Below are 21,799 nucleotides of genomic sequence, written 5' to 3' on the forward strand. Positions count from 1 at the left end.
GACTATCACAGGTAGATTATTTTTATAGTCGGGAGAGGGGCGTAAAATCTACGCCCTCATATAACAAGATAAACTGCAATGATAGCAAATAACGGATGAAAAATTAGTTAAATACCACCGTTTTATTGCCTGTGACAATCACACGGTTTTGTAAATGCCAACGCACGGCACGGGTCAGCACGCTACGCTCGACATCTTGCCCAATCGCCCGCAATTCTGCCACATGGTGGCGGTGGCTGACACGGTGCACGTCTTGCTCAATAATCGGTCCTTGGTCAAGGTCGGCTGTGACATAATGCGCGGTGGCACCAATCAGTTTGACGCCTTTTTCATAGGCTTGGCGGTATGGATCGGCGCCGACAAAGGCTGGCAAGAATGAGTGATGAATATTGATAATTTTCATGTGCCAGGCGGCGGTAAATTCAGCGGACAAAATCTGCATATAGCGCGCTAGCACCAACAAATCACAGTCTTTTACCAGCGCTTGAATCTCGGCTTCTGCTTGTACTTTATTGTCTTTGCTCACAGTCACTTGGTGAAATGGCACACCAAAATTCTCTACCGCTTGGCGCAAATCATGGTGATTACTGACGACACAGGTAATTTCACAATCTAGTTGCCCTTGTTGCCAGCGCCATAGCAAATCAAGTAGCGCATGGTCATATTTGGACACCAAAATCGCTACTTTTTTACGTTTACTGTTGTCAAATAGTTTCCATTCCATTTGATAGATGCGAGCGACGGTATGCTCAAAACTGCCTTTCATATTATCGATGATATTGTCCAAATCATTGATAGCCATTTCAAGGCGCATAAAATATTGACCGCCTTCGGGCTCAGTCGAGTATTGGTCAAGGCTGATAATATTGGCGCCATAACGATAAAAAAATTCGGATACAGCTTGCACAATGCCTGCGCGGTCTTGGCATTTAATCAATAAGGTTGCAGTAGCTAGTTGGCTCATGAGGTACTTCTTGTGTTCAATTTTCAAAAGATGCCATTGTAGCGATTTTTGTGCTGACAAAGAAGTCTAAACCCGTCAAAAGCCTTGTTGGATATAAAAATTTTCTTAAGAGTGGCTTACCCCCTGCCTTTTAACCTAACTTTTAACCTATCTTTTAACTTAAATTACCCAAATCAACTTCGGTCAATCGCCAGCGCCCTTTTTTCTTTGAGCGTCCACCTGCGCTTTGACCACCGATTACCGCTGCCCCGCCGAGTAATTTATTCAGTGTCTGACTATGATAGGCATGACAAATCGCACACGCCAAGCCATCTGCCGCATCCGCTTGCGGCTGTATCTCAAGGCTCAACAAACGCATGACCATAAGCTGAATCTGCTCTTTGTCTGCCGCACCATAGCCACATACCGCTTGTTTGATTTGCCGTGCGGTATATTCAGCTACTTGCAAATCTTTGGCAACCATGGCGGCAATCGCTGCACCCCGCGCCTGCCCAAGCTTGAGCGCGGTATCGGGGTTTGATGCCATAAATACTTGCTCGATGGCGGCGGTCATGGGTTCATTGGTGTATTTTTGATAATGCTCAACGATACGGCTAATCCCATCAAATATCCGCTTGAGCCGCTCGGGCATGGTTTCGCCTTGGCTATAAGCATGAATCGTGCCTGCATCCAAATGTTCAAGTTTATCCCCGTTCAACCGAATGATGCCATAGCCTGTCAGACGTGAGCCTGGGTCAATACCAATAAAGATGCTCATAAAAAATGCTCGTAAAACATGCTCATAAAAAAAGATACCCACAAAAAAATTTTGCTAAAAATGCAGTCGAAGCTAAAAACGCAGTCAAATTATAGCATTTATCAAAAATTTAACGAAAAATTTGCTGAATTTCAAAAAACTATTTGATAGTTTTATGCATTACCCCCATCATTATTGCATTGGTTAATGATTCATCGTTTGTTCTTTATAGTTTATTCACAATTTAGGAATCGTATTTTCATGGGAAATATAGTTGGGATTGCCATTGTCTGGTTGATTATTGAGATGCTGGTTTGGTATCTAATCGCACAATTTGTCAGTGGCTGGTGGGTGTTTTTATGGTTTGTCGTGGCTGGCTTTGTGGGTGCAGCCCTCATTAAAAAAGGCATAGCCACCTTAAAACCGATGGCTGGACAAGCCCAAGCCGCCATGCTGAACCCTGCCATGCGTCCCAATGAAAATTCCGTGGTGAAAGCGATTGCTTTTGCGGTGGCAGGTATCTTATTGGTACTGCCAGGTATTTTGAGTGATATTGCGGCACTTATTGTGTTATTACCCGCGGTACAAAATAAGTTCAAAGCCTTTGCCAAAGACTATGCCACTAAAAACCCAGAAAAATTGATGCAAATGATGGCAAGCAAAATGGGCGGTATGGATCCCTCAAAAATGGGTGGCTTAGGGGGTCTTGGCGGCATGGGTGGACAAAACCCGTTTGGCGGTCAAAATCCATTTGGTGGTATGGGCGGACAAAATCCGTTCGGGGGCTTTGGTAGCAAAAATAACAACGGCGGTAAATTTGGCACGACCATTGACGGACAAGCCAAAACGGTCAACTCTAACGCCAAACGCATCACCCGCTCTGCCAATGATGACTAGACAATCGATAAAAAATTGACTGTTAAAAATTGATAAATTTAAGGCATCCCTAGTATGCCTTTTTTTATGCCCTATTTTTGCGAAAAACTGGGTTTACTTTTTGCAAAAATTCATGCAATGTGATTTACTTAAGACAAAATTTGTTATATAAATTCTATAATGATACAATCTGTTTCGTTTTGGAGTTTTTAGGTTTGAGCGTAATTTTTATTTTTAGTAAATGTTTTTATTTTTGGTAAATAATATTAACAACATTGGTTAGCAACAAGGAGTGAATGTATGACCAGCAAAGTATATGATAGTGCAGCTTCGGCACTTAAAGGCGTCATCAAAGATGGACAAACGATCGCGGTTGGTGGTTTTGGTCTGTGTGGTATCCCCGAAGCTTTGATTGAAGCCTTGCGAGATAGCGGTGTTAAAGATTTGACCTGTATCAGCAATAACGCTGGTGTCGATGGGTTTGGTTTGGGATTATTGCTAGAGACTCGCCAAGTCAAAAAAATGATTGCGTCGTATGTCGGTGAAAACAAAGAATTTGAACGGCAGTTTTTATCGGGTGAATTGGAAGTGGAATTGACCCCACAAGGGACATTGGCAGAAAAATTGCGTGCCGGAGGTGCGGGCATCCCTGCGTTCTTTACCGCCACTGGCGTAGGCACCCAAATTGCTGAAGGTAAAGAAGAACGTGAATTTGACGGTCGTCAATATATCCTTGAGCGCTCATTAGTCGCTGATGTGGCACTAGTCAAAGCCCAAAAAGCCGATAAAGCGGGCAACTTGATGTTCAACAAAACGGCACGCAACTTTAACCCAGATGTCGCCACGGCAGGTAAAGTTACCATTGTCGAAGTTGAGCAATTGGTGGAAACTGGTGAGCTAGACCCTGACCAAATTCATTTGCCGGGTATTTATGTGCATCGCATCATGGTCAATGCCAACCCAGAAAAACGCATCGAAAAAGTGACGACCAAAGAACAGACAAACTAGGATATAAGGAGATTACCATGGCATGGACTCGTGAACAAATGGCACAAAGAGCCGCAAAAGAACTGCAAGACGGCTTTTATGTCAATCTAGGTATCGGTTTACCGACCTTAGTGGCGAACTATATTCCAGAAGGCGTCAATGTTTGGCTACAATCAGAAAATGGGCTGCTTGGGATTGATGAATTCCCAACACCCGATAAAGTTGACCCAGATCTAATCAATGCGGGTAAACAAACCGTCACCACAGCGACTGGTGCGAGCTTTTTCTCAAGCTCACAATCATTTGCCATGATTCGTGGTGGCAAAGTCAACCTTGCCATCTTAGGGGCGATGGAAGTTTCAGACAATGGCGATCTTGCCAACTGGATGATTCCTGGCAAGATGGTCAAAGGCATGGGCGGCGCGATGGACTTGGTCGCAGGCGTTCAACGCGTCATTGTATTGATGGAACATACCAACAAACATGGTGAGCCAAAAGTATTGGCTGAATGTACGCTACCCCTGACAGGCAAAAAAGTGGTGAATCGTATCATCTCTGATTTAGCCATCATGGATGTAACCGATAACGGTCTAAAACTGGTTGAGCTGGCAGACGGTGTCACGTTTGAAGAATTACAATCAAAAACGCCCGTAACCATTGCCCAATAACAGCTATAAATTAACAGCGCTGTCACAAGTCAGCGTTTAATTGCCATTAAAAGGACAATAAAAAAGGACAGTGCCACTGTCCTTTTTTATTGTTTTTTATGATTTTGGCTTTTTTACTTTGGGTTATTTGTCATCTATAATTATAATGACATCACTATTAACATTTATCCAACACCATGATTGCATCTCGCTTCTCTCATCCCAAATTTATCACCGATGAAGACAATCCGCTGATTGATCGTAAATATCCCAATGGGATGGCTGCCGATGACGGCGTGGTATTGCCGGAAATTTATCGGTTTGACTTTACCGAGGTGCCAGATTTTAGCCAAACAGTGATGCAAATCACCCCAGTGATTGATTCACCAAATATCATGGATGCGCCCAGTGATCATGAAGCAGTATCAGAAAATGTCACCCCTGCTACTGATAAATCTGTGCGCGTGGCTCAACAAACGGTGTCATCGGTGCCACCCACTTCGCTCAACCCCTCCCTTATTTCTCAATCGCTAACTAGCAAAATCTCATCAAAAACACGCTCAAATCGCCAAGTCATTGCGCAAGCAAGAGCCCAAGCCAAACAGATTGAACAGCAAAAACAACAACAAGAACAGCAGCGCCAAGCAGAGGAAGTTGCGCGCTATCAGGCAGAAGTTGAAGCCGCGCTACTCAATCCCACACTGCATGAAGGACTGCTCAATCAGCGCAAATCCATTGCCGAGTCACAGGCAGTGGTCAACAAACATGCGATTTTTGGCGAGCTTGCACAGGATTTACAGACCATTCAATGGCTTGATTCAGACATGACTGAGCAAAACCGAGCAATGTATGAAAAAGCGGTTGCACTGATTCAAGCAGCGCAATCAAGTGGCAATTTATTAAAAAGCAACGTATTAGAAAACAGTGTACTCGAAGAAAATGTAGTCGAAAACACTATATCAGCGGATAATTTGGCAAAAGCCGTACAAATAATTGATGAATTTGCCAAGAATGGTCTTGCTGATGCATTACTGCGCCAAGCGCTGTGGTTATTTGAAGGCAATCACTTACTCAAGATTTCTCAAAATTCCCAACAAGCCTTGCTACTGTTGCAACAAGCAGCCTCGCAGCATGATAATCGTGCGGAGAAATTACTCAGTAAACTGTACTATGCAGGACATGGGGTCGAGCAAGATAGCGAGATGGGTAAATACTGGCTAGAGCTGGCTGCGGCACATGGTCACCCTGACGCCATGCGTATTTCGCAAGGTATTGCTACCCTGTCATTACTCAAGCAAACCCAACGCGAAGATACTAGCTATAGCAAAAAAATGGCGCTTGCGACTGCGGCGCTGATTATGTTCATGATACTGATATTTGTGGCAGTTAAAGTTTAAATATTTGGATGAATGGTGTAATATGGATATTAAACAAGGTTAAACATCCAAATCACTACCAAAAAATTTAGCCATCAGTTGGATCGTCAGATGGCACTAGTACGTCCTCGTCATCACTATCCTTATGCTCATCATGCTCCTCATCATTAGGCTCATCGCTCGCCAAGTTTGGCGTCAGCAGCGGATAATTGTTTAAGATATAACAAAACAATTCAGCCGTTTTTTGGGTGTCATATAAGGCAGAATGCGCTTCATTACCATCAAACTCTAGTCCAGCGAGTTTGCACGCTCTCGCCAGTACCGTTTGACCAAACGCAAGCGCGGATAAGGTGACGGTATCTAACACGGAGAACTGGTGAAATTGGCTTTGATTTTTGCTATTGGTACGCTCAATTAAAGCATTTAAAAAGCCCAAGTCAAAATGCGCATTATGCCCTACCAAAATACACTTGGTACATTGCGTCGATTGACGCACCGTTTTTAAATATTTAAAAATACGGCGAATGGCGGTTTTTTCATCTTCGGCAATGGCTTTTCGCATCGGGCTGTGGGGATTGATGCCGGTGAATTGCAGGGCGCGCGCTTCAAGGTTTGCCCCTTCAAACGGCTCAATATGGGCATTGACCGCTTCACCTGGGTAAAAACGCCCGGTATCATCCATCAAAATTGGAATACAGGCAATCTCAAGCAAGGCATCGGTTTTTGGATTGAAGCCTGCTGTCTCTACATCCACCACCACGGGCAAGTAATTGCGGAAACGGTTGGCAATAGTCATGGGTTCAGTTGTGGCGGTCATACGTTACCTTGCGGAAAAAACAGAAAAAAATAAAGGGTGAACAATCATATGGCTAAATTAAATGGCATCACTTTCCAGTCCAGCGTTTGTCCAGCCATCAGCGGGGTCAAATCTTTACCGTCAAGATAAGGATAATACTCTGGGACTTGCCATGCTTCACGCACCAAGGTCACTTTATCACTATTGATAGGCAAGCCATAAAATTTTGCCCCGTGAATACTGGTAAAGCCTTCTAACTTATCAAGTTTGCCCACGCTTTCAAAGGCTTGCGCATACAAAGGCAGCGCAATCGATGCGCTATAACAGCCTGCACAACCGCAAGCATTTTCCTTGGTATGCGTCGCGTGGGGCGCAGAGTCAGTGCCAATAAAAAATTTGGGATTACCACTGGTTGCCACATCAAGTAATACTTTTTGGTGACTTTGGCGTTTTAAAATCGGCAAGCAATAAAAATGTGGTTTAATGCCGCCCACCAGCAGGTGATTACGATTAAACAATAAATGCTGCGGGGTAATCGTCGCTGCGACATTTTTGCCCTGTGACAACACAAAGTCAGCGGCATCACTGGTGGTGATGTGTTCAAAGACGATTTTTAATTTTGGAAATTTATCAATGAGATTGACCATCACTTCATCAATAAAGCGTTTTTCACGGTCAAAAATATCAATATGATGGTGCGTCACTTCACCATGTACCAACAGCGGCAAACCCATCGCCTCCATCTTGGCAAATACATCGGTGCAATGATTGATATGGCTCACCCCATCCGCAGAATTGGTGGTCGCACCTGCAGGATATAACTTGACTGCTTTTACTACACCTGAAGCAACGGCAACTTCGATGTCTTCTGCTGTCAGTGACTCGGTTAAGTAAAGCGTCATCAATGGCTCAAATTGCTGGGAAATACTGTCGTTAGGCACTTGCGCCAAAATACGCTCACGATAAGCGATAGCATCAGCGGCTGTTTTGACGGGTGGCACCAAATTTGGCATACAAATGGCGCGGCGAAAATTGGCAGCGGCATGTGGCACCGTCGTGGCAAGCGCCTGCCCATCCCGTAAATGAATATGCCAGTCATCAGGTGCAGTAATAGTAAAAGTATTGATAGATGCAGTCGCTGCGCTCATGATTTCCTCGAAAAGCTTTGAGAGTGCCTTAAAAAAACAACGTCAAAAACCGATAATTGAAGCGTTGAAAAACTTGTGCATGATAGCAGTTTTAGGCAAAAAACGACATGAAAATATTTGCAAGCCCCATACACCGACAAATAATGCGTCAGTTTATGTCGTTTTGATAACGGTGTTAATGGGTTTTGGATTTATTGCTAAGTTTGTTATTCGCCTCATTGTTTACCTTATTACCCACCTTGTTATTCGCTTTGTTATCCGTCGTGTTATTTACCTTTTTATTAAGCTTTTTAACGGATTTTTTGTCAGTAGCCGTTGTTGACGATGAGGCTTTCTGTGCTTTTTGTGGCGCTTTTTGTTTTACAGTTTTATCGTTAGTCGCTGATTTTTTGCTGATGCTAGGGTTTTTTTCAGGGGGTTGCTTGTCGCCTTTGGTCGCTAAGTTAGCTTTTTTGTTATCTGTTTTAGCATTATTTCTAGAGTTAGGGATAGAATCACGGCTAGTGTCAGTGCCAGAATCAGGGCTGGTTGTTTTTTTGCGGTCTTTATTAGGCTGCTTTGTGTCGGATTTTTTCGTATCTCGCGCTTTTTCAGCTTGCGCTGAATGCTTATTATCTTGTGATTTGTGATTATCTCGCGGTTTATTATTCTCTTGTAATTCAGAGATAGCTGCTTTTTTGCTAGGCTCAGTCATTATTAGCGGATTAGTCTTAGCTGCTACAGAGGCAACTTTTACTATCGCCACATCATGATAAACCGGGCGTGCCACTGACATTTTTGCTGAGGGTTGGGTGGCGGCAGGCTTATCTTTGACAGTCACCAACGCGCCTATTCCGCCAAAAACGGCGACAGACAATACAGTGGCGGTCGCAATCCAATTTTTTTGTAGTTTATCTATCCAATGAACGGGTTTGCGAACTTGCGGTTTGGCAAAAATACTGCTGGCTGAAGTGGCTGTTTGTGCGTTTGACATTACCGCTTTATTTATTTGGCGATTAGCGTTTGAACTCACATGTTGATTGAGGTAAGCATGCGGGATGGTTATTGGGGCAATGTTAAAAAAATTGGACGCTTTATAAATGGGCATTTGGTGGACAATATGCTGTTGATAAACAGGCAAGTCCGCAACATTTTGAATTTTTGACCATTTTAATTGCTGTTGTTGTATTGCTTGAAAACTGACAGCGCGCCTAAAACCCACTGCATTTATCAGTCCTGTATCTTGTGGTGACATAAAAAAAACGGGCTGCATCGCAAGCCACTCGGTAATCTGCGCTGAGTCTATGGTATTTTGTAGCGAACTTATCATATCTGCCAAATTTATCAACGCCAATGCAGTGATAGTCTGCCAAATAGTTAACAGCTTATCTAAAGGTAGATGAGTTTTTTCCAGTAGCACGCCGGCAATCATCGTTTTTTGGGTTTCATCATCAAGCAACTGCTCAAAAATCCATGGGCTACTTTTAGACAGTTGTTTTAGAGTTACAAAATTAATGCCGTTTTCAGGGAAATTTTTTGTAACTAAAGTAACCAATAATTTTGGGATAAAATCATACTCATCTGTTACCTGCGCCAAATTTTGATGGATTAATGACGGATTTTGCTGAATTTTTGCCGATAACTGATAAAGCACTACTTTTAATAGCTCAGGCACCACTTTTTTTAGATAACAAATTGATACGTGTGACCCATCTGCTACTATCGGTAGCAATGGCGGCAGAGTGTTTGCCCAAAAATGATATAACGATATATGGTCAATGATATTACAAGGCGTTGAAGGATTTTTTGACAGCATACTTTATCACTTAATTTACATTTTTTGGCATTGGGGTGGTTAGTGAGTTTTTAGCAATATCGTAGATGTAGGGCAAATTCTTTATACGCCCTCTAAAAAAATAGCGTTAAATTTAGAAATCTTGTTGATACTTTATAATTTCAATTCGATTAAATTCATCAAATTATGATTAGAATTTGTTGTAACTTCTGTGCAAACTTAGTAAAGTAGATAGCATCAAAAATTATATTTTAGCATTAATCACGTAACATTTTCTGCTTATCGAAAAATTGGTAATTTTTTCTGACTCTATTTATGTCTATCGATTTATTTAGCAGCCTTACTTACTGTCTCTAGGATAACTTTATGGCTATCTCTACCAACCTAATCAAATCCTTTCAACTCTCTGCATTGACGACCGCACTTGCCCTCGCTGGTTGTGGCGGTGGTGGCGGTAATGATACATTGCCACCGCCTGTAAAAACAGGTACGGTCAGTGTCACTAACCCAAGCACGGGTACAGATTCGACCACTACGACCAATCTTGCCAGTGTGAAGAAAGTTCAATTAGTCAGTACCAGTTCTGACTTTTATATGAATGTTGGCGATAGTGTAGAGTTAACTGTCTACGCCTTAAACAGTAACAATATCGGTGTTGCTAGTGTCCCGGTAAGCGTTCAGATTACAGATCCAAGCGTAACAGGCGTGTTTAGTGGAATTAGTCCAAATTTAGTCACTGATGACACGGGTAAAGCGGTTATCAAACTTGATATTAAGTCTTTGACCAATGATCAAAAAAACTATTTAAAACAAAATGGTTTGGTTGTGACTACCACGGTAGGTACAGTTTCAACAAGTAAAACCCTCAAAGGCACCGATGTTAATACCACGACCCCAACGCCTACCGTGACTGTCAGTAATTTATTATTAATTAGCGACAGCCAAAATATTACGTTGGTAAAAGGTACGAAAATTAATGTTACGGCATTAGCAGTGGATAAAGACAATAATATCATTCCGAACACGACCATCGATTTTAATATTGGAAATTCAGTCCTTAGTGGTATTTTTGCTAATAGTAATTTAAGTGTGTTAACCAATGACAGAGGTGAAGCAATTTTAGAGTTAGAGCTCAAATCCTTGTCAGCTGAACAAATAAGTTATCTGTTAAATACTGGATTAACCATTAACTCAACTGCGAGAACAGGTAGTGTTGCATCTAATACTATTAATTTAAAGGGAGTCGAGCAAGGTAGTACGACGACTAAGCTAGATGTGCAAAAGGTCAATCTAACGACACCCAAGCCCAATTTTAATGTACAAGTTGGTGAAAAATTCACAGTTACTGCTTCAGTGTTAAATAGTTCAAACACTGGTCTAGGTGGTGTACCTGTCCAATTTCAACTTGATGACCCAAGTGCGACAGGTGTTTATGCGGTTTCTGATACCTCTAATGTTGTAACAAATGCCAGTGGCGAGGCGACCATTGAGCTTGAAGTAAAATCTGAAGCTGCTAAAGCCAAACTATTGTCACAGGGCATTAATATCACAGCCACTGCAAAAAATACGACTGGCACTACCCCTGTTGATGTAACAAATAAATTAAATATCTTGGGTAAAGACCCCGCATTTAATGAAAATATTACTAAGGTTTCAAAAGTCGGTCTTTCTTCTAATCTTACTAACAACGAGTTTGATTTAACAGTCGGTAATACTTTTACCGTGACTGCTAATGTTTTGGATGCATCTCAAGGTGCGTTAGCTAACGTACCAGTGACATTTACTTTGCCTGGACTAGATCAAACTGGTATCGCTAATTTGTCGGGCTCAACAGTCATCACTGATGCCCAAGGCAAGGCCACTATTAATTTATCCCTTACCTCTCTTAATGCGACTCAACGTAGCTACTTAATGAGCAATGGTTTAACTGTTAACGCATCAGTTGCTAATGGTACTAGTGTTGCGCCTATAAAATTATCAGCGAAACAATCTTCCACACTTCCTGTTACGGTTGAAAGTGTTTCAGTCGTAGCAGATAGCGATAATATTTTGATGACAGCGGGTAGCACTGTAAAAGTCACTGCCATCGCACTGGATAAAAATTTTGGTGGCTTGGCGAATCAAACTTTAACGGTTAAAATTCCAGACCCATCAACTACGGGCGTGTACAATATTACAGGCTCAACGATTACCACTGACTCAAAAGGCGAAGCGATTTTTAACCTACAAATCAAATCTGCATTAACTGCTGCACAAAAACAGGCACTGGCTAATGGTTTGGTAGTTGATATCACTGCCGCCAATGGCAAAACTGGTCAAATCAAATTATCGGCAAAAGCAGTCAATGATGTTGTAGTTTCAAATGTTAACTTAACTTCCAATGTCACCAATATTCCCCTATCTGTCGGTAGCCAGTTCACAGTTACTGCTAATGTGAGCGATGCACAAAACGGTACCATTGCCAACTCACCAGTAACTTTTAACCTACCATCTTTAGCGGATTATGGTGTGACAAGTTTGTCGTCCTCAACCATTATTACCGATGACAAGGGGCAGGCTATTATTACATTGCAAGTTCAGTCGCTGACTGATAGCCAAAGAGCCAACTTATTAAAAGGCTTTACCATTAATGCCACTGCCAATGGTAAAGTGGCACCTGCGCTTACTTTAACAGGCATGGATACTATCAAGCGCTTTGATGTAAAAGCAGTCAATTTATCAAGCCCTATTAGTAAATTTAATATCAAAACAGGAGAGCGATTTACGGTTACTGCATCTGTATTAGGCGCTAACAATACAGGTATAGGTGGCGCTCCTGTTGAGTTTACTATTGATGATCCTATTTTGACTGGTGTTTATGCTGTCTCTGATACGACTAATGTTATTACTAACGTAAATGGTGAGGCGACTATTGAGCTTGAAGTTAAGTCAGAAGCCGCTAAGCAATTACTGTTAAATGATGGCGTAACTATCACTGCGATTGCTAAAAACACGTTAAATAATCCACCTACTGATGTCAGCGGTAAGAAAACTATTCTTGGGACCGATCCAACGTTAAGTGCCAATATTGCTAAAGTCAGTAAAGCTTTATTAGTATCTAGCGTGAACCCATTTGATCTGACGGTAGGTAATAAGCTGTCAATCACAGCATCCATCGCAGATGCTAACAATGGCAAATTAGATGGCGTACCTGTTAGTTTTACCTTACCTGATTTAGATAAAACAGGTATCGCTAATCTGTCAGGTTCTACCATCGTCACCAATGCCAATGGTGAAGCAATCATTAATCTTGAAATTAAATCATTGTCTGCAGACCAACGTAACTATTTACTTACCAATGGCTTGACAGTTAAAGCCACAGTGCCTAATGGTACATTAATTTCACCGCTACAGCTCTCTGCTAAAAACGTTACGACGCCTGATAATACAATTGATTCAATTTCAGTTACGGCTGATACCAACAATATTATTATGGCGGCAGGTAGTCGTGTACGTGTCACCGCTGTCGCACTTGACAAGAATTTCGGTGGGATTAAAGGCCAAAACTTAACCGTCAATATTCCAAATCCAGCATTAACAGGTGTGTTTAATTTAAGCGGCTCTACCGTTACTACTGATGACAAAGGCGAAGCCATTATTGACCTTGAGGTTAAAACAACTTTGACTGATGCTCAGAAAGCGGCACTTTTAAATGGTTTAAATGTGACTGTAGCCGCACAAAATGGGCGACAAGGTGTTATTAATCTTGCTGCCAAAGCGGCCAATGAAGTATCGGTAAGCACAGTTAATCTAACAGGCTCAAATATTCCTTTAACTATTGGTAGCCAAGTTAAAGTGGTCGCTACTGTATTAGACGACCAAAAAGGTGTCGTTAAAAACACGCCTGTCACGTTTACTCTGCCAAGCTTTGCAGATACAGGTGTAGCCAGTTTATCCGCTTCTACGGTATTAACAGATGATAAGGGTGAAGCGGTCATTACTTTAGAGGTGAAATCGCTTACAGATGCGCAAAAACAAGCCTTGCTTAACGGTTTTACCATCAATGCCACCTCTAATGGTAAACCAGCTCAAGCCCTAATTCTTAAAGGTATTAAAGAAAGTACGATTGCTGATATCGCTAATGTCAATTTAGTTACAAACAAGGATACATTGACAACCGACACTGGCGAAACCATCAATGTAACCGCACAAGTAAGAGATGCAAATAACGTTGGCTTAGCGAACATACCTGTCAGCTTTACGCTATTGGATGCGGCAGCTGCAACGGGTATAACTAATACCACCCCACTTCAGGCAACCACCGATGCCAATGGTGAAGCGGTATTAACTTTAAAAGTCGGTGTGCTCACCCCAGACCAAAAATATTATCTACAAACCAGTGGTCTATCATTTAAGGCAACTGCCGGTGCTATCACTAGCTCAACGGTCACCTTAAGAACCCAAGAAGCGATTACGGCCAATAGCGTCAACTCATTGCTATTAACCAGTGATTCAGCCGTTCAATTGGCGGTTGGCTCAAAAGTTAAAGTCACCGCGCTTGCGATGGATAAAAACGGCGCCGTTGTGCCAAATGCGCAAGTCAGCTTCAAAGTTCCAACGGATTCTGGCTTGGTCAATAACACAGGTGCGGTTGTCAATACCAACGCCAATGGTGAAGCAACCATTGAAGTTGAAATCAAAGACCTTGCCAAGGCAACGACTGCTTTACAAAATGGTTTAGTCGTCACTGCCCAATCTGGTGTGTCTGTAGGTACTACTACCGTCCGCAGCGCAACAAGCAATGCCAATACTGAAGCTTACAGGCTATTTGTGAGCCCATCAAAAACTATTCTAAGAACGGCAACCGATACATCTACTCTAGGTATTAAAGTTACTGATACTAATGGCGGCATTAAAGCGGGTGTGCCAGTCCAACTGCAAATCTTAGAAGGTATCGATAAAGGTATTACTTTTAGTGAAGCATCGAATCTAGTGACCGATGCCAATGGCTTTGTACAAGTAGATTTGGTGCAAAGTGATATTGGGCTGGTTTCAAAACTTGACCATAGCGCAAAAGTACGTGTCATTGTGAATGATGGCGTTTATCAGCAAGTCGAGCAAACGATAGACTTTACCGTAACAGGTACCAATATCAAAGATACTTTCATATCCAAATCTATCATTACCAATAGTGCTAGTGACACCGTTATTGTATCTGGCGTTGCAGTTGATGGTAACGATAAGCCCCTTGCGAATCAATCAATCCAATTATTGAATGATGGTGCTACTTTAGCAGTGACACCAGTAACAACAGATACTAATGGTAAATTTACTTTTACCTTAAACGGTTCACAACTGCCAACTCCTACAACTAATTTCAATTTACAAGCTAGAATCATCGATGCTAATAATCCAAATCTTGTCTCTCAACCTTATAATTTAGGCTCAATGACGAAAGTATCCGAAACCAATCTAAGCCTCACCGTCACACAAAATGGTATTGTAGGTGATGAGGTAAAAGTTGACACACCAGCAACTATTACTATTGACTTGCCTAATACCGTGGCTGATGGTACAACCATTTATTTAACTACCAATAAAGGCGGGCGTAAGATTGTCACTAAAAATGCGGATGGTACTGATAACATTCGGTACGAATCTCGAGTTGAGAGTAAAGCTCAAGGTGGCAAAGTTATATTTGATAATATGGAATCCATTTCTCCAGGTGTGGCTACACTAACTGTTGAATATAATGGCGCTAAACAACTTGAGAAAAATATAACTTTTATCACTGATAAGGTCACTAAAGTGCTAACTCAAGTTATCAATACTACGGTCAGTACCAATGGTGAAACCAAAATTATTGCCACAGTTCGAGATAACAAAGATGCGCCTGTCAAAAATGCCATCGTTGACTTTACACTACTTCAAGATGCTTCAAGTGGCAAGCTATCCACTGGCACAGCAATTACAGATGAGGCAGGTAATGCAATCATAAGCTATTTTGCAGGCTCTACACCAACACCAGTGAATGGCGTAAAAGTACAGGCTCGCGTTCAATACATTAAGTTAAATAATCAACTTTTACCAATTTCTACAACACCAACTTACCAACCACAAGATGTCAGCTTCTCCGTGCAAAACTTCTCTGCATGGATTGGTTTTGGGTTTGCCGACAAAGTGGCACCTACTACAGATAATATATATTATATCCGCGCTGGCTCTATCTTTATCAATAACAGCATTGGGCAACCTGCAGTGAATCAAGAAGTATCCATCTCGATTGTGCCAAAAACGTATGGGGTAGGATTATGGAAATTTATCGCTAAAGTACCAGGTGTGGCTGCTATTCCTGAAGTTAAAGATCCAACGACAGGCGCCATTACCACAGTTGGTAAGGATGCTATTCCAGAACAACCTGCTAAGTGGATTACCCAATCATTTATGAATGGTAGTCCATTGAGTGGTACTTTCAACTGTCTTTCAGAAGATTTCAATAGAAATGCTACATTAGATACTAGTGAAGACTATAATGGCGATGGTATGTTGACCCCATTAAATCCAATTACCGTATTAGCCCCGAATGGTACGCAAATTCTTAGCACCCAAACTGTCAAAACTGATGCCACAGGTAAGTTAGACTTTAGTATCCGTTATGTTAAAGAATATGCCGAGTGGTTGACAGCGACAGTTCGCGTGACGACAAAAGTTGATGGTAGTGAATTCTCTCAGGAACGCGACATTAGTCTCCCTGTCCTTGATGACGATGTGATTACTGAAGACAATAAAGGTATTCGTTCTAATACCCTAAGTCCATTTGGTACTTTAGTCAGTTCTACAATGCTGCCTTATTGCTCATTCTCAGCTAACAATTAATAATTGGTCTATTAATCTTTGAAAAACAAAAACCCCTTACACAATGTAAGGGGTTTTTGTTTTTCACTAAAAAATTCAAAAGATTAAGTCAACATCCGCCCCCGTGCGGTGCGTACGATATAACCTTGCTGAATCAGATACGGCTCAATCACATCTTCAAGCGTGCCTCTATCTTCTGCCAAAGCCGCCGCAATCGACTCAACCCCCGCAGGTCCGCCATTAAAACGCTCTTCTAACATCTCAAGATAACGTCTATCAAGATTATCAAGCCCGCGTTTATCAACTGCGAGCATATCGAGTGCGCTATGCGCAATTTCAGCGGTGACGGTGCCATCGCCTTTAACTTGGGCATAGTCACGTACGCGGCGTAGCAACCGATTGGCAATACGCGGTGTACCGCGCGAACGTCTAGCGACTTCGACTGCCCCTTCTTTGGTCATAGGCACGTTAAGCAATCCAGCCGATCTTGTGACAATGGTCGTTAAGTCCTCCACATTATAAAACTCTAATCGCTGTACAATACCAAAACGGTCACGCAGTGGCGAGGTCAATAATCCTGCTCGGGTGGTCGCAGCCACCAAAGTAAAAGGCGGCAAATCAAGCTTTATGGAGCGTGCAGCAGGTCCTTCGCCAATCATAATATCAAGCTGAAAATCTTCCATCGCAGGATACAAGATTTCTTCAATCATCGGGCTTAAACGGTGAATCTCATCAATAAAGAGCACATCACCAGGCTCTAAATTGGTCAGCATCGCTGCCAAATCACCCGCGCGTTCAAGCACAGGACCAGACGTCGAGCGCAAATTCCCGCCCATCTCACGGGCGATAATGTTGGCGAGTGTGGTTTTACCCAGTCCAGGCGGTCCAAATATTAAGGTATGGTCGAGCGCTTCTTTTCTCGATAATGCCGCGTTGATAAACACGCCCATTTGTTCTTTGACCACAGGCTGACCGATATATTCAGCGAGTAAGGCTGGACGGATATTATTGTCATTTTGGTCTTCTGAGCGCCCCATCGGACTAATCAGACGTTGCTGCGAATTGGCACTTGAAAAAGGTGGAATCATAATTATTTGACACTAGTTGCAAGTTTTAACAGGAATAATAGCACTGGCAAATCTTGCAAATGCTATGGGATGTAGAGAGAAAAAGTAAAAAAATTTAGGGCAACACACGGTACAATGTCATATCACATCGGGTGCCTTTACTGTCCTTGCACCACTGCATTTGCTCGCCTTGCTGTTTTACATAAGCAACCAAAATATCGCCGGTCTGGTCAACGCGATTGCCAGAACAGTCTGTTGCATTGTTATCGTATTGGGTCTGAATCGCTAGTGCAGGTAAGCCATCCCCTGTGTCAGCGTACAAATATTTGCCGTACGTAAATTCCTGACCGCTTGAACCGATAAATTGTTGATCACGCCCAAAATTATACCGCTCTTGGCAACTTGGCTGCGCAGCGTCGGTTTTATCAAGTCGCAGCTGCCACTGTCCTGCGATATTTGGCAAAATATGAGTCGACACTTGCGACACTTGCTGTTGGGTTTTGCTATTGTCGGGCAACGTACCCCCCATGGCTAAACTGGTTAAAATGCCTATCAACGAAATATTCATGAAGTCCATCGTTATTTTATTCCTTTTATCATGCCATCTTTATAAGCTAACAACCCAACTCATCTACCAGTTCTTAATCAGCCAATTTTCACTCAGCGAGGTTAGCACTGACGTTTATAGTAACTTTTAATAGCTTTTGGTAACAACTTTTGGGATTTGGGGTTAATATTCAAAGATATTCAAAATGTTAAAGGCTAAATTATTCTGCTTTTAATGGGGTCAGCGCGCAACATTTTAACCCAAAACCACAAAAATTATTTAAGCACTTTATTTAAACACTTTAACTTTATTTAAATACTTAAAGTTTCATGTTCATCAGTGGCTTTAATCATACTTGCTTTTGGCTTTATTTGCTATAACACAATAATGCTCATAATGCAGTATTGCCAAAACATCAGGCGGTCATAAAATCTGTGCAAATTTGCTTGTCAAAAAGTTAAAAACCCAGCATAATAACCGAAGATTTCAGGAGAGAATGTTGTTTTGTTTTTCATCAAATTATGAAATACCAAAACCATCACCGAAGGCGTAAAGACCCTATAATCGCTCAGGTAAAAGGACTGGAATCGTAATTTTTGGCAGTGGCGTATGCACTGCATCAAAATATAACAAATCTGGAGAGTGTATTGCTTTGCAATACCACCGAAGGGGAAAAGATTGACTTGTCTATCTATACTAAAGTAAGAAGCTGACAAGTCGATTGAAAATCTCAGGTAACAGGACAGATAGGGCTGATAGCTACCGACATCAGGTTGGATTAGTTTTAGTGCTCTATTGATGTGCGATGTTTGGCTTTAGCGTTTTATCCCACGCTATTAAACCATCAAATAAACCATCAAGCCGTTATTTGATTTTTACCCACTCAAGGATTTGCCATGTCAGCCACAGACAAGCCTTTAAACCGCACCCCTTTTTATCAATCCCATATCGATAGCAACGGCAAAATCGTTGACTTCTCTGGTTGGGAATTGCCTATCCATTATGGCTCACAGATTCAAGAACATGACGTTGTGCGTACGGATGCGGGCATGTTTGACGTGTCACATATGGTCGTGACTGACATCGCCGGCAAAGACGCCAAAGCTTGGCTGCAAAAACTGCTTGCCAATGATGTCGCCAAACTCAAATTTGTCGGTAAAGCGCTTTATTCTGCCATGCTAAATGAAAACGGCGGTGTGATTGATGACTTAATCGTTTACCGGATGAACGATGCAGAGACCGAGTATCGTATTGTATCAAATGCCGCCACCCGTGATAAAGATTTGGCACAGTTTGACAAAGTCGCCAAAGACTTTGCTGTCACCATTACCGAGCGCCCAGAACTTGCTATGCTTGCGGTACAAGGCCCTAATGCCTTGCATAAACTGAGCCAAGCCAAACCAAATTGGGCAGATAGCCTAGCTACATTAAAACCATTTGTGGGCAAAGATTTGACCGACATTGAAGGCGCAGATTGGTTTGTGGCGCGTACCGGTTATACGGGTGAAGACGGCGTTGAAGTTATTTTGCCACAAGCGCAAGCCTCAGCGTTTTTTACCTTACTTAAAGACCATGGCATCGCCCCAGCAGGATTAGGTGCCCGTGATACATTACGTCTTGAAGCGGGTATGAATTTGTATGGTCATGAAATGGATGAAACCATCAATCCGTATGAATGCGGTATGGCATGGACGTTAGCGGTAAAAGACGATCGGGATTTTGTGGGTCGTCAAGCTATGCAAGCCAAACAAGACCAAGCGATTGCTGAGGGTAATGACGTCATGCAAGTAGGCTTAGTGCTAGAGTCACGTGGGGTACTGCGTGAAGGCATGACGGTCACGCTAGACAATGGCAAAACTGGGGTAATCACCAGCGGCACTTTTAGCCCAAGCCTAAAACAATCGATTGCGATTGCCCGTATTCCAAAGACGACGGATACAGCAGCCACCGTTGATTTGCGGGGCACACCGACGCCAGTACGTATCATTTCGTTACCGTTTGTTAGAAATGGCAACAAACAATTCAACTAGGATTTTATCGTGTTATGATGGATTTAACGCTTATTAATGAACAACATTCAAATAATTAGTCAGCGTAATTTGAAAAACTCATAATAAATTCATCATACTTAGAAGGTAAAATCATGAAAAAATTACTGTTTGTTGTACCGTTTTTGGCAAGCTTGGCGGCCTGTACCTCAACCCAAGTTGCACAGCCCAGTCCATCACAAGTGTTGGCAGTTCAAGCAAATTCACAAACCTTTAAGTGTGACAACAACACTGAAGTTGTGGCATTCTACGGTCAAGAAAACGGTAGCAATGTTGCTAATTTAAAAATCACTTCGCCAATGCTCGGTCTAAACCAAGCGGCGATGGTGTTAAAACAAGATGTCTCAGGTTCGGGTAACCGCTATACCTTGTCAAATGCAACCAAAACTACTGTGTATGATTGGGGCGTTAAAGGTGCAGAAGGTGCGTTAACCGTGACCTCACAAGGTCGTGATTATAACTTTGTGTGTAATGCTATTTAATCTGATTCACTTGTTGAATGGGTTAAACCGCTAAGTTATTTTAAGTTTGGTCGATATACTTTGTATCGACCAAATTTTTGTTACTCAGTTTGTTAAATTACTAAGCTTTTTAAATTATTAAACCTTTGAATTATAAAGCTTTTTAAAACTGGTTAGTAAAAAGGCGCCAAGTGCGACTGCTTGGCTAACAGCCTTTTATTTTCACCCCTACTTTCGCTTTGAGGAAAATAGTTATGAGCAATATTCCAGCAGATTTAAAATATGTGGCTAGTCATGAATGGTTACGCCAAGAAGAAGACGGCACTATCACCGTTGGTATTACTCACCACGCCCAAGATTTGCTCGGTGACATCGTGTATGTTGAATTGCCTGAAGTGGGCGAACACGTTGAGGTGGATGCTGAAATTGCCGTGGTCGAATCGGTGAAAGCTGCCTCGGATGTATACGCGCCCATCGCTGGTGAAATCCTAGCGGTGAATGAAGCCTTGGTAGATGCCCCAGAAACCATTAATGAAGACCCTTATGGCGAAGGTTGGTTCTTTAAAATCAAACCAGACAATGCCGATGATTACCAAGGCTTGATGGACGCAGACGAGTACCAAGATAGCATTTAATTATCTTTATCTCATAGTTTTTATCTCGTCTTTTTTATAGACTCTAGCTAAGGTACTCGCTTGATTACCTTAGCCTGTTATCCTATCAATTAACTGTAACGCATCCTTTATTTTGTTAACTTGAGAGCTGCTATGTCAACACTTACCCCGCTTGCTGACCCAAAACAAGCCAGTTTTTATGAGGTTGTGAGCACTCGCCGTTCGGTACGACGCTTTACCAAAACGCCCATCAGTGATGAGGTGCTAAACGCCTGTCTCGATATGGCGATGTTAGCGCCTAGCTCAAGTAATTTACAGCCTTGGCAATTTTTTGTGATTGAATCCGAAGAAAAACGCCAAAAAACTGTGACCTATTGTATGAGCCAAAATGCAGCAAAAACCGCCAATAAGCTGATTGTTGTGGTCGCTCGTACTGACACTTGGCGTCAACATGCCAAAGACAATATCAAGTATTTTCCTGTCAAACCTGTACCAAAATCCGTGCAAGATTATTATGGCAAACTTATTCCGCTGACCATGACGCGCGGTGTGATGAATGTGTTCACCCCTGCCAAGTGGGCGCTAACGCAAGCCACTCGCAAAGTCAGAGGTGCGATGGTTGACCCCATCTATGATGCTGACGATCTCAAAAACTGGGCGCTCATTAGCACGTCACTGGCTGCCGAGAATTTGATGCTCGCCTTGCGTGCCCACGGTTTTGATAGTTGCCCCATGGGAGGATTTGATGAGCCGCAACTCAAAAAATTGCTTGACCTCAATGAAGACCAGCATATTTGTATGGTGATTGCTGCCGGTGAGCGTGATGAGCGTGGTATCTATAGTGAGCAATACCGTTTTGAGCGTGAGCGCTTTATCATTAAAGTGTGATTTTTATCCATTCAACCGATGTTTGTCATGGTAACC

At 42.3% G+C, this 21,799-nt stretch carries 16 protein-coding genes and 2 riboswitches; of the genes, 9 read left to right on the top strand and 7 right to left on the bottom strand.

Going from position 1 to position 21,799, the window contains the following annotated elements; genetic code table 11:
• Positions 1-103: 103 nt before the first annotated feature.
• Complete coding sequence (gene purU, locus RT034_RS07025) at positions 104-964, bottom strand: formyltetrahydrofolate deformylase (protein WP_065252963.1); 861 nt, start codon at positions 962-964, stop codon at positions 104-106.
• Between the two features lie 154 nt (positions 965-1,118).
• Positions 1,119-1,721 (bottom strand): crossover junction endodeoxyribonuclease RuvC, encoded by a 603-nt coding sequence (ruvC, locus tag RT034_RS07030; RefSeq protein WP_313015468.1) that lies wholly within the window; start codon positions 1,719-1,721, stop codon positions 1,119-1,121.
• Positions 1,722-1,961: 240 nt separating this feature from the next.
• Between ruvC and RT034_RS07035 the strand changes: the two genes are divergently transcribed.
• From RT034_RS07035 to RT034_RS07050, 4 genes are all read left to right on the top strand, one after another.
• On the top strand, positions 1,962-2,597 hold the full coding sequence (locus RT034_RS07035; RefSeq protein ID WP_096489146.1) for an FxsA family protein: 636 nt from the start codon (positions 1,962-1,964) through the stop codon (positions 2,595-2,597).
• Between the two features lie 279 nt (positions 2,598-2,876).
• A complete protein-coding gene (locus RT034_RS07040) occupies positions 2,877-3,584 on the top strand; it encodes a CoA transferase subunit A (protein WP_313015470.1) in 708 nt (235 codons plus the stop codon).
• A 17-nt stretch (positions 3,585-3,601) separates the two neighbouring features.
• Positions 3,602-4,231: a 3-oxoacid CoA-transferase subunit B gene (locus tag RT034_RS07045; protein ID WP_007114899.1), complete on the top strand. Its 630-nt coding sequence runs from the start codon at positions 3,602-3,604 to the stop codon at positions 4,229-4,231.
• Positions 4,232-4,407: 176 nt separating this feature from the next.
• The gene (locus RT034_RS07050; RefSeq protein ID WP_313015472.1) at positions 4,408-5,607 is read left to right on the top strand and encodes an SEL1-like repeat protein; all 1,200 of its coding nucleotides are present in this window, start codon (positions 4,408-4,410) and stop codon (positions 5,605-5,607) included.
• Between the two features lie 67 nt (positions 5,608-5,674).
• Here RT034_RS07050 and rnt read toward each other — a convergent pair whose 3' ends face one another.
• From rnt to RT034_RS07065, 3 genes are all read right to left on the bottom strand, one after another.
• The gene (rnt, locus tag RT034_RS07055; protein ID WP_313015473.1) at positions 5,675-6,403 is read right to left on the bottom strand and encodes a ribonuclease T; all 729 of its coding nucleotides are present in this window, start codon (positions 6,401-6,403) and stop codon (positions 5,675-5,677) included.
• 44 nt (positions 6,404-6,447) lie between these two features.
• Positions 6,448-7,530 (bottom strand): dihydroorotase, encoded by a 1,083-nt coding sequence (pyrC, locus tag RT034_RS07060; protein ID WP_313015474.1) that lies wholly within the window; start codon positions 7,528-7,530, stop codon positions 6,448-6,450.
• Between the two features lie 175 nt (positions 7,531-7,705).
• On the bottom strand, positions 7,706-9,325 hold the full coding sequence (locus tag RT034_RS07065; protein WP_313015476.1) for a hypothetical protein: 1,620 nt from the start codon (positions 9,323-9,325) through the stop codon (positions 7,706-7,708).
• A 345-nt stretch (positions 9,326-9,670) separates the two neighbouring features.
• Here RT034_RS07065 and RT034_RS07070 point away from each other — a divergent pair, with 345 nt between their 5' ends.
• Positions 9,671-16,159 (top strand): beta strand repeat-containing protein, encoded by a 6,489-nt coding sequence (locus tag RT034_RS07070; protein ID WP_313015480.1) that lies wholly within the window; start codon positions 9,671-9,673, stop codon positions 16,157-16,159.
• Between the two features lie 83 nt (positions 16,160-16,242).
• Here RT034_RS07070 and ruvB read toward each other — a convergent pair whose 3' ends face one another.
• Together ruvB and RT034_RS07080 are read right to left on the bottom strand one after the other, a co-directional pair.
• The gene (ruvB, locus tag RT034_RS07075; protein WP_062331309.1) at positions 16,243-17,226 is read right to left on the bottom strand and encodes a Holliday junction branch migration DNA helicase RuvB; all 984 of its coding nucleotides are present in this window, start codon (positions 17,224-17,226) and stop codon (positions 16,243-16,245) included.
• A gap of 94 nt (positions 17,227-17,320) precedes the next feature.
• Complete coding sequence (locus tag RT034_RS07080; RefSeq protein WP_313015483.1) at positions 17,321-17,773, bottom strand: hypothetical protein; 453 nt, start codon at positions 17,771-17,773, stop codon at positions 17,321-17,323.
• A gap of 456 nt (positions 17,774-18,229) precedes the next feature.
• Positions 18,230-18,346, top strand: a riboswitch (glycine riboswitch).
• Positions 18,347-18,377: 31 nt separating this feature from the next.
• A riboswitch (glycine riboswitch) is annotated at positions 18,378-18,508 on the top strand.
• A gap of 140 nt (positions 18,509-18,648) precedes the next feature.
• Between RT034_RS07080 and gcvT the strand changes: the two genes are divergently transcribed.
• The 4 genes from gcvT (at position 18,649) to RT034_RS07100 (ending at position 21,763) form a co-directional block, all read left to right on the top strand.
• A complete protein-coding gene (gene gcvT / locus RT034_RS07085; protein WP_313015485.1) occupies positions 18,649-19,782 on the top strand; it encodes a glycine cleavage system aminomethyltransferase GcvT in 1,134 nt (377 codons plus the stop codon).
• A 113-nt stretch (positions 19,783-19,895) separates the two neighbouring features.
• On the top strand, positions 19,896-20,282 hold the full coding sequence (locus RT034_RS07090; RefSeq protein ID WP_219300314.1) for an MliC family protein: 387 nt from the start codon (positions 19,896-19,898) through the stop codon (positions 20,280-20,282).
• Between the two features lie 233 nt (positions 20,283-20,515).
• Positions 20,516-20,896 (top strand): glycine cleavage system protein GcvH, encoded by a 381-nt coding sequence (gene gcvH / locus RT034_RS07095; RefSeq protein WP_036604652.1) that lies wholly within the window; start codon positions 20,516-20,518, stop codon positions 20,894-20,896.
• Positions 20,897-21,028: 132 nt separating this feature from the next.
• On the top strand, positions 21,029-21,763 hold the full coding sequence (locus tag RT034_RS07100) for a nitroreductase family protein (protein ID WP_313015488.1): 735 nt from the start codon (positions 21,029-21,031) through the stop codon (positions 21,761-21,763).
• Positions 21,764-21,799: the final 36 nt, after the last annotated feature.

The sequence above is a fragment of the Moraxella sp. CTOTU48841 genome (assembly GCF_032061225.1).
Lineage (GTDB): Bacteria > Pseudomonadota > Gammaproteobacteria > Pseudomonadales > Moraxellaceae > Faucicola > Faucicola cinerea.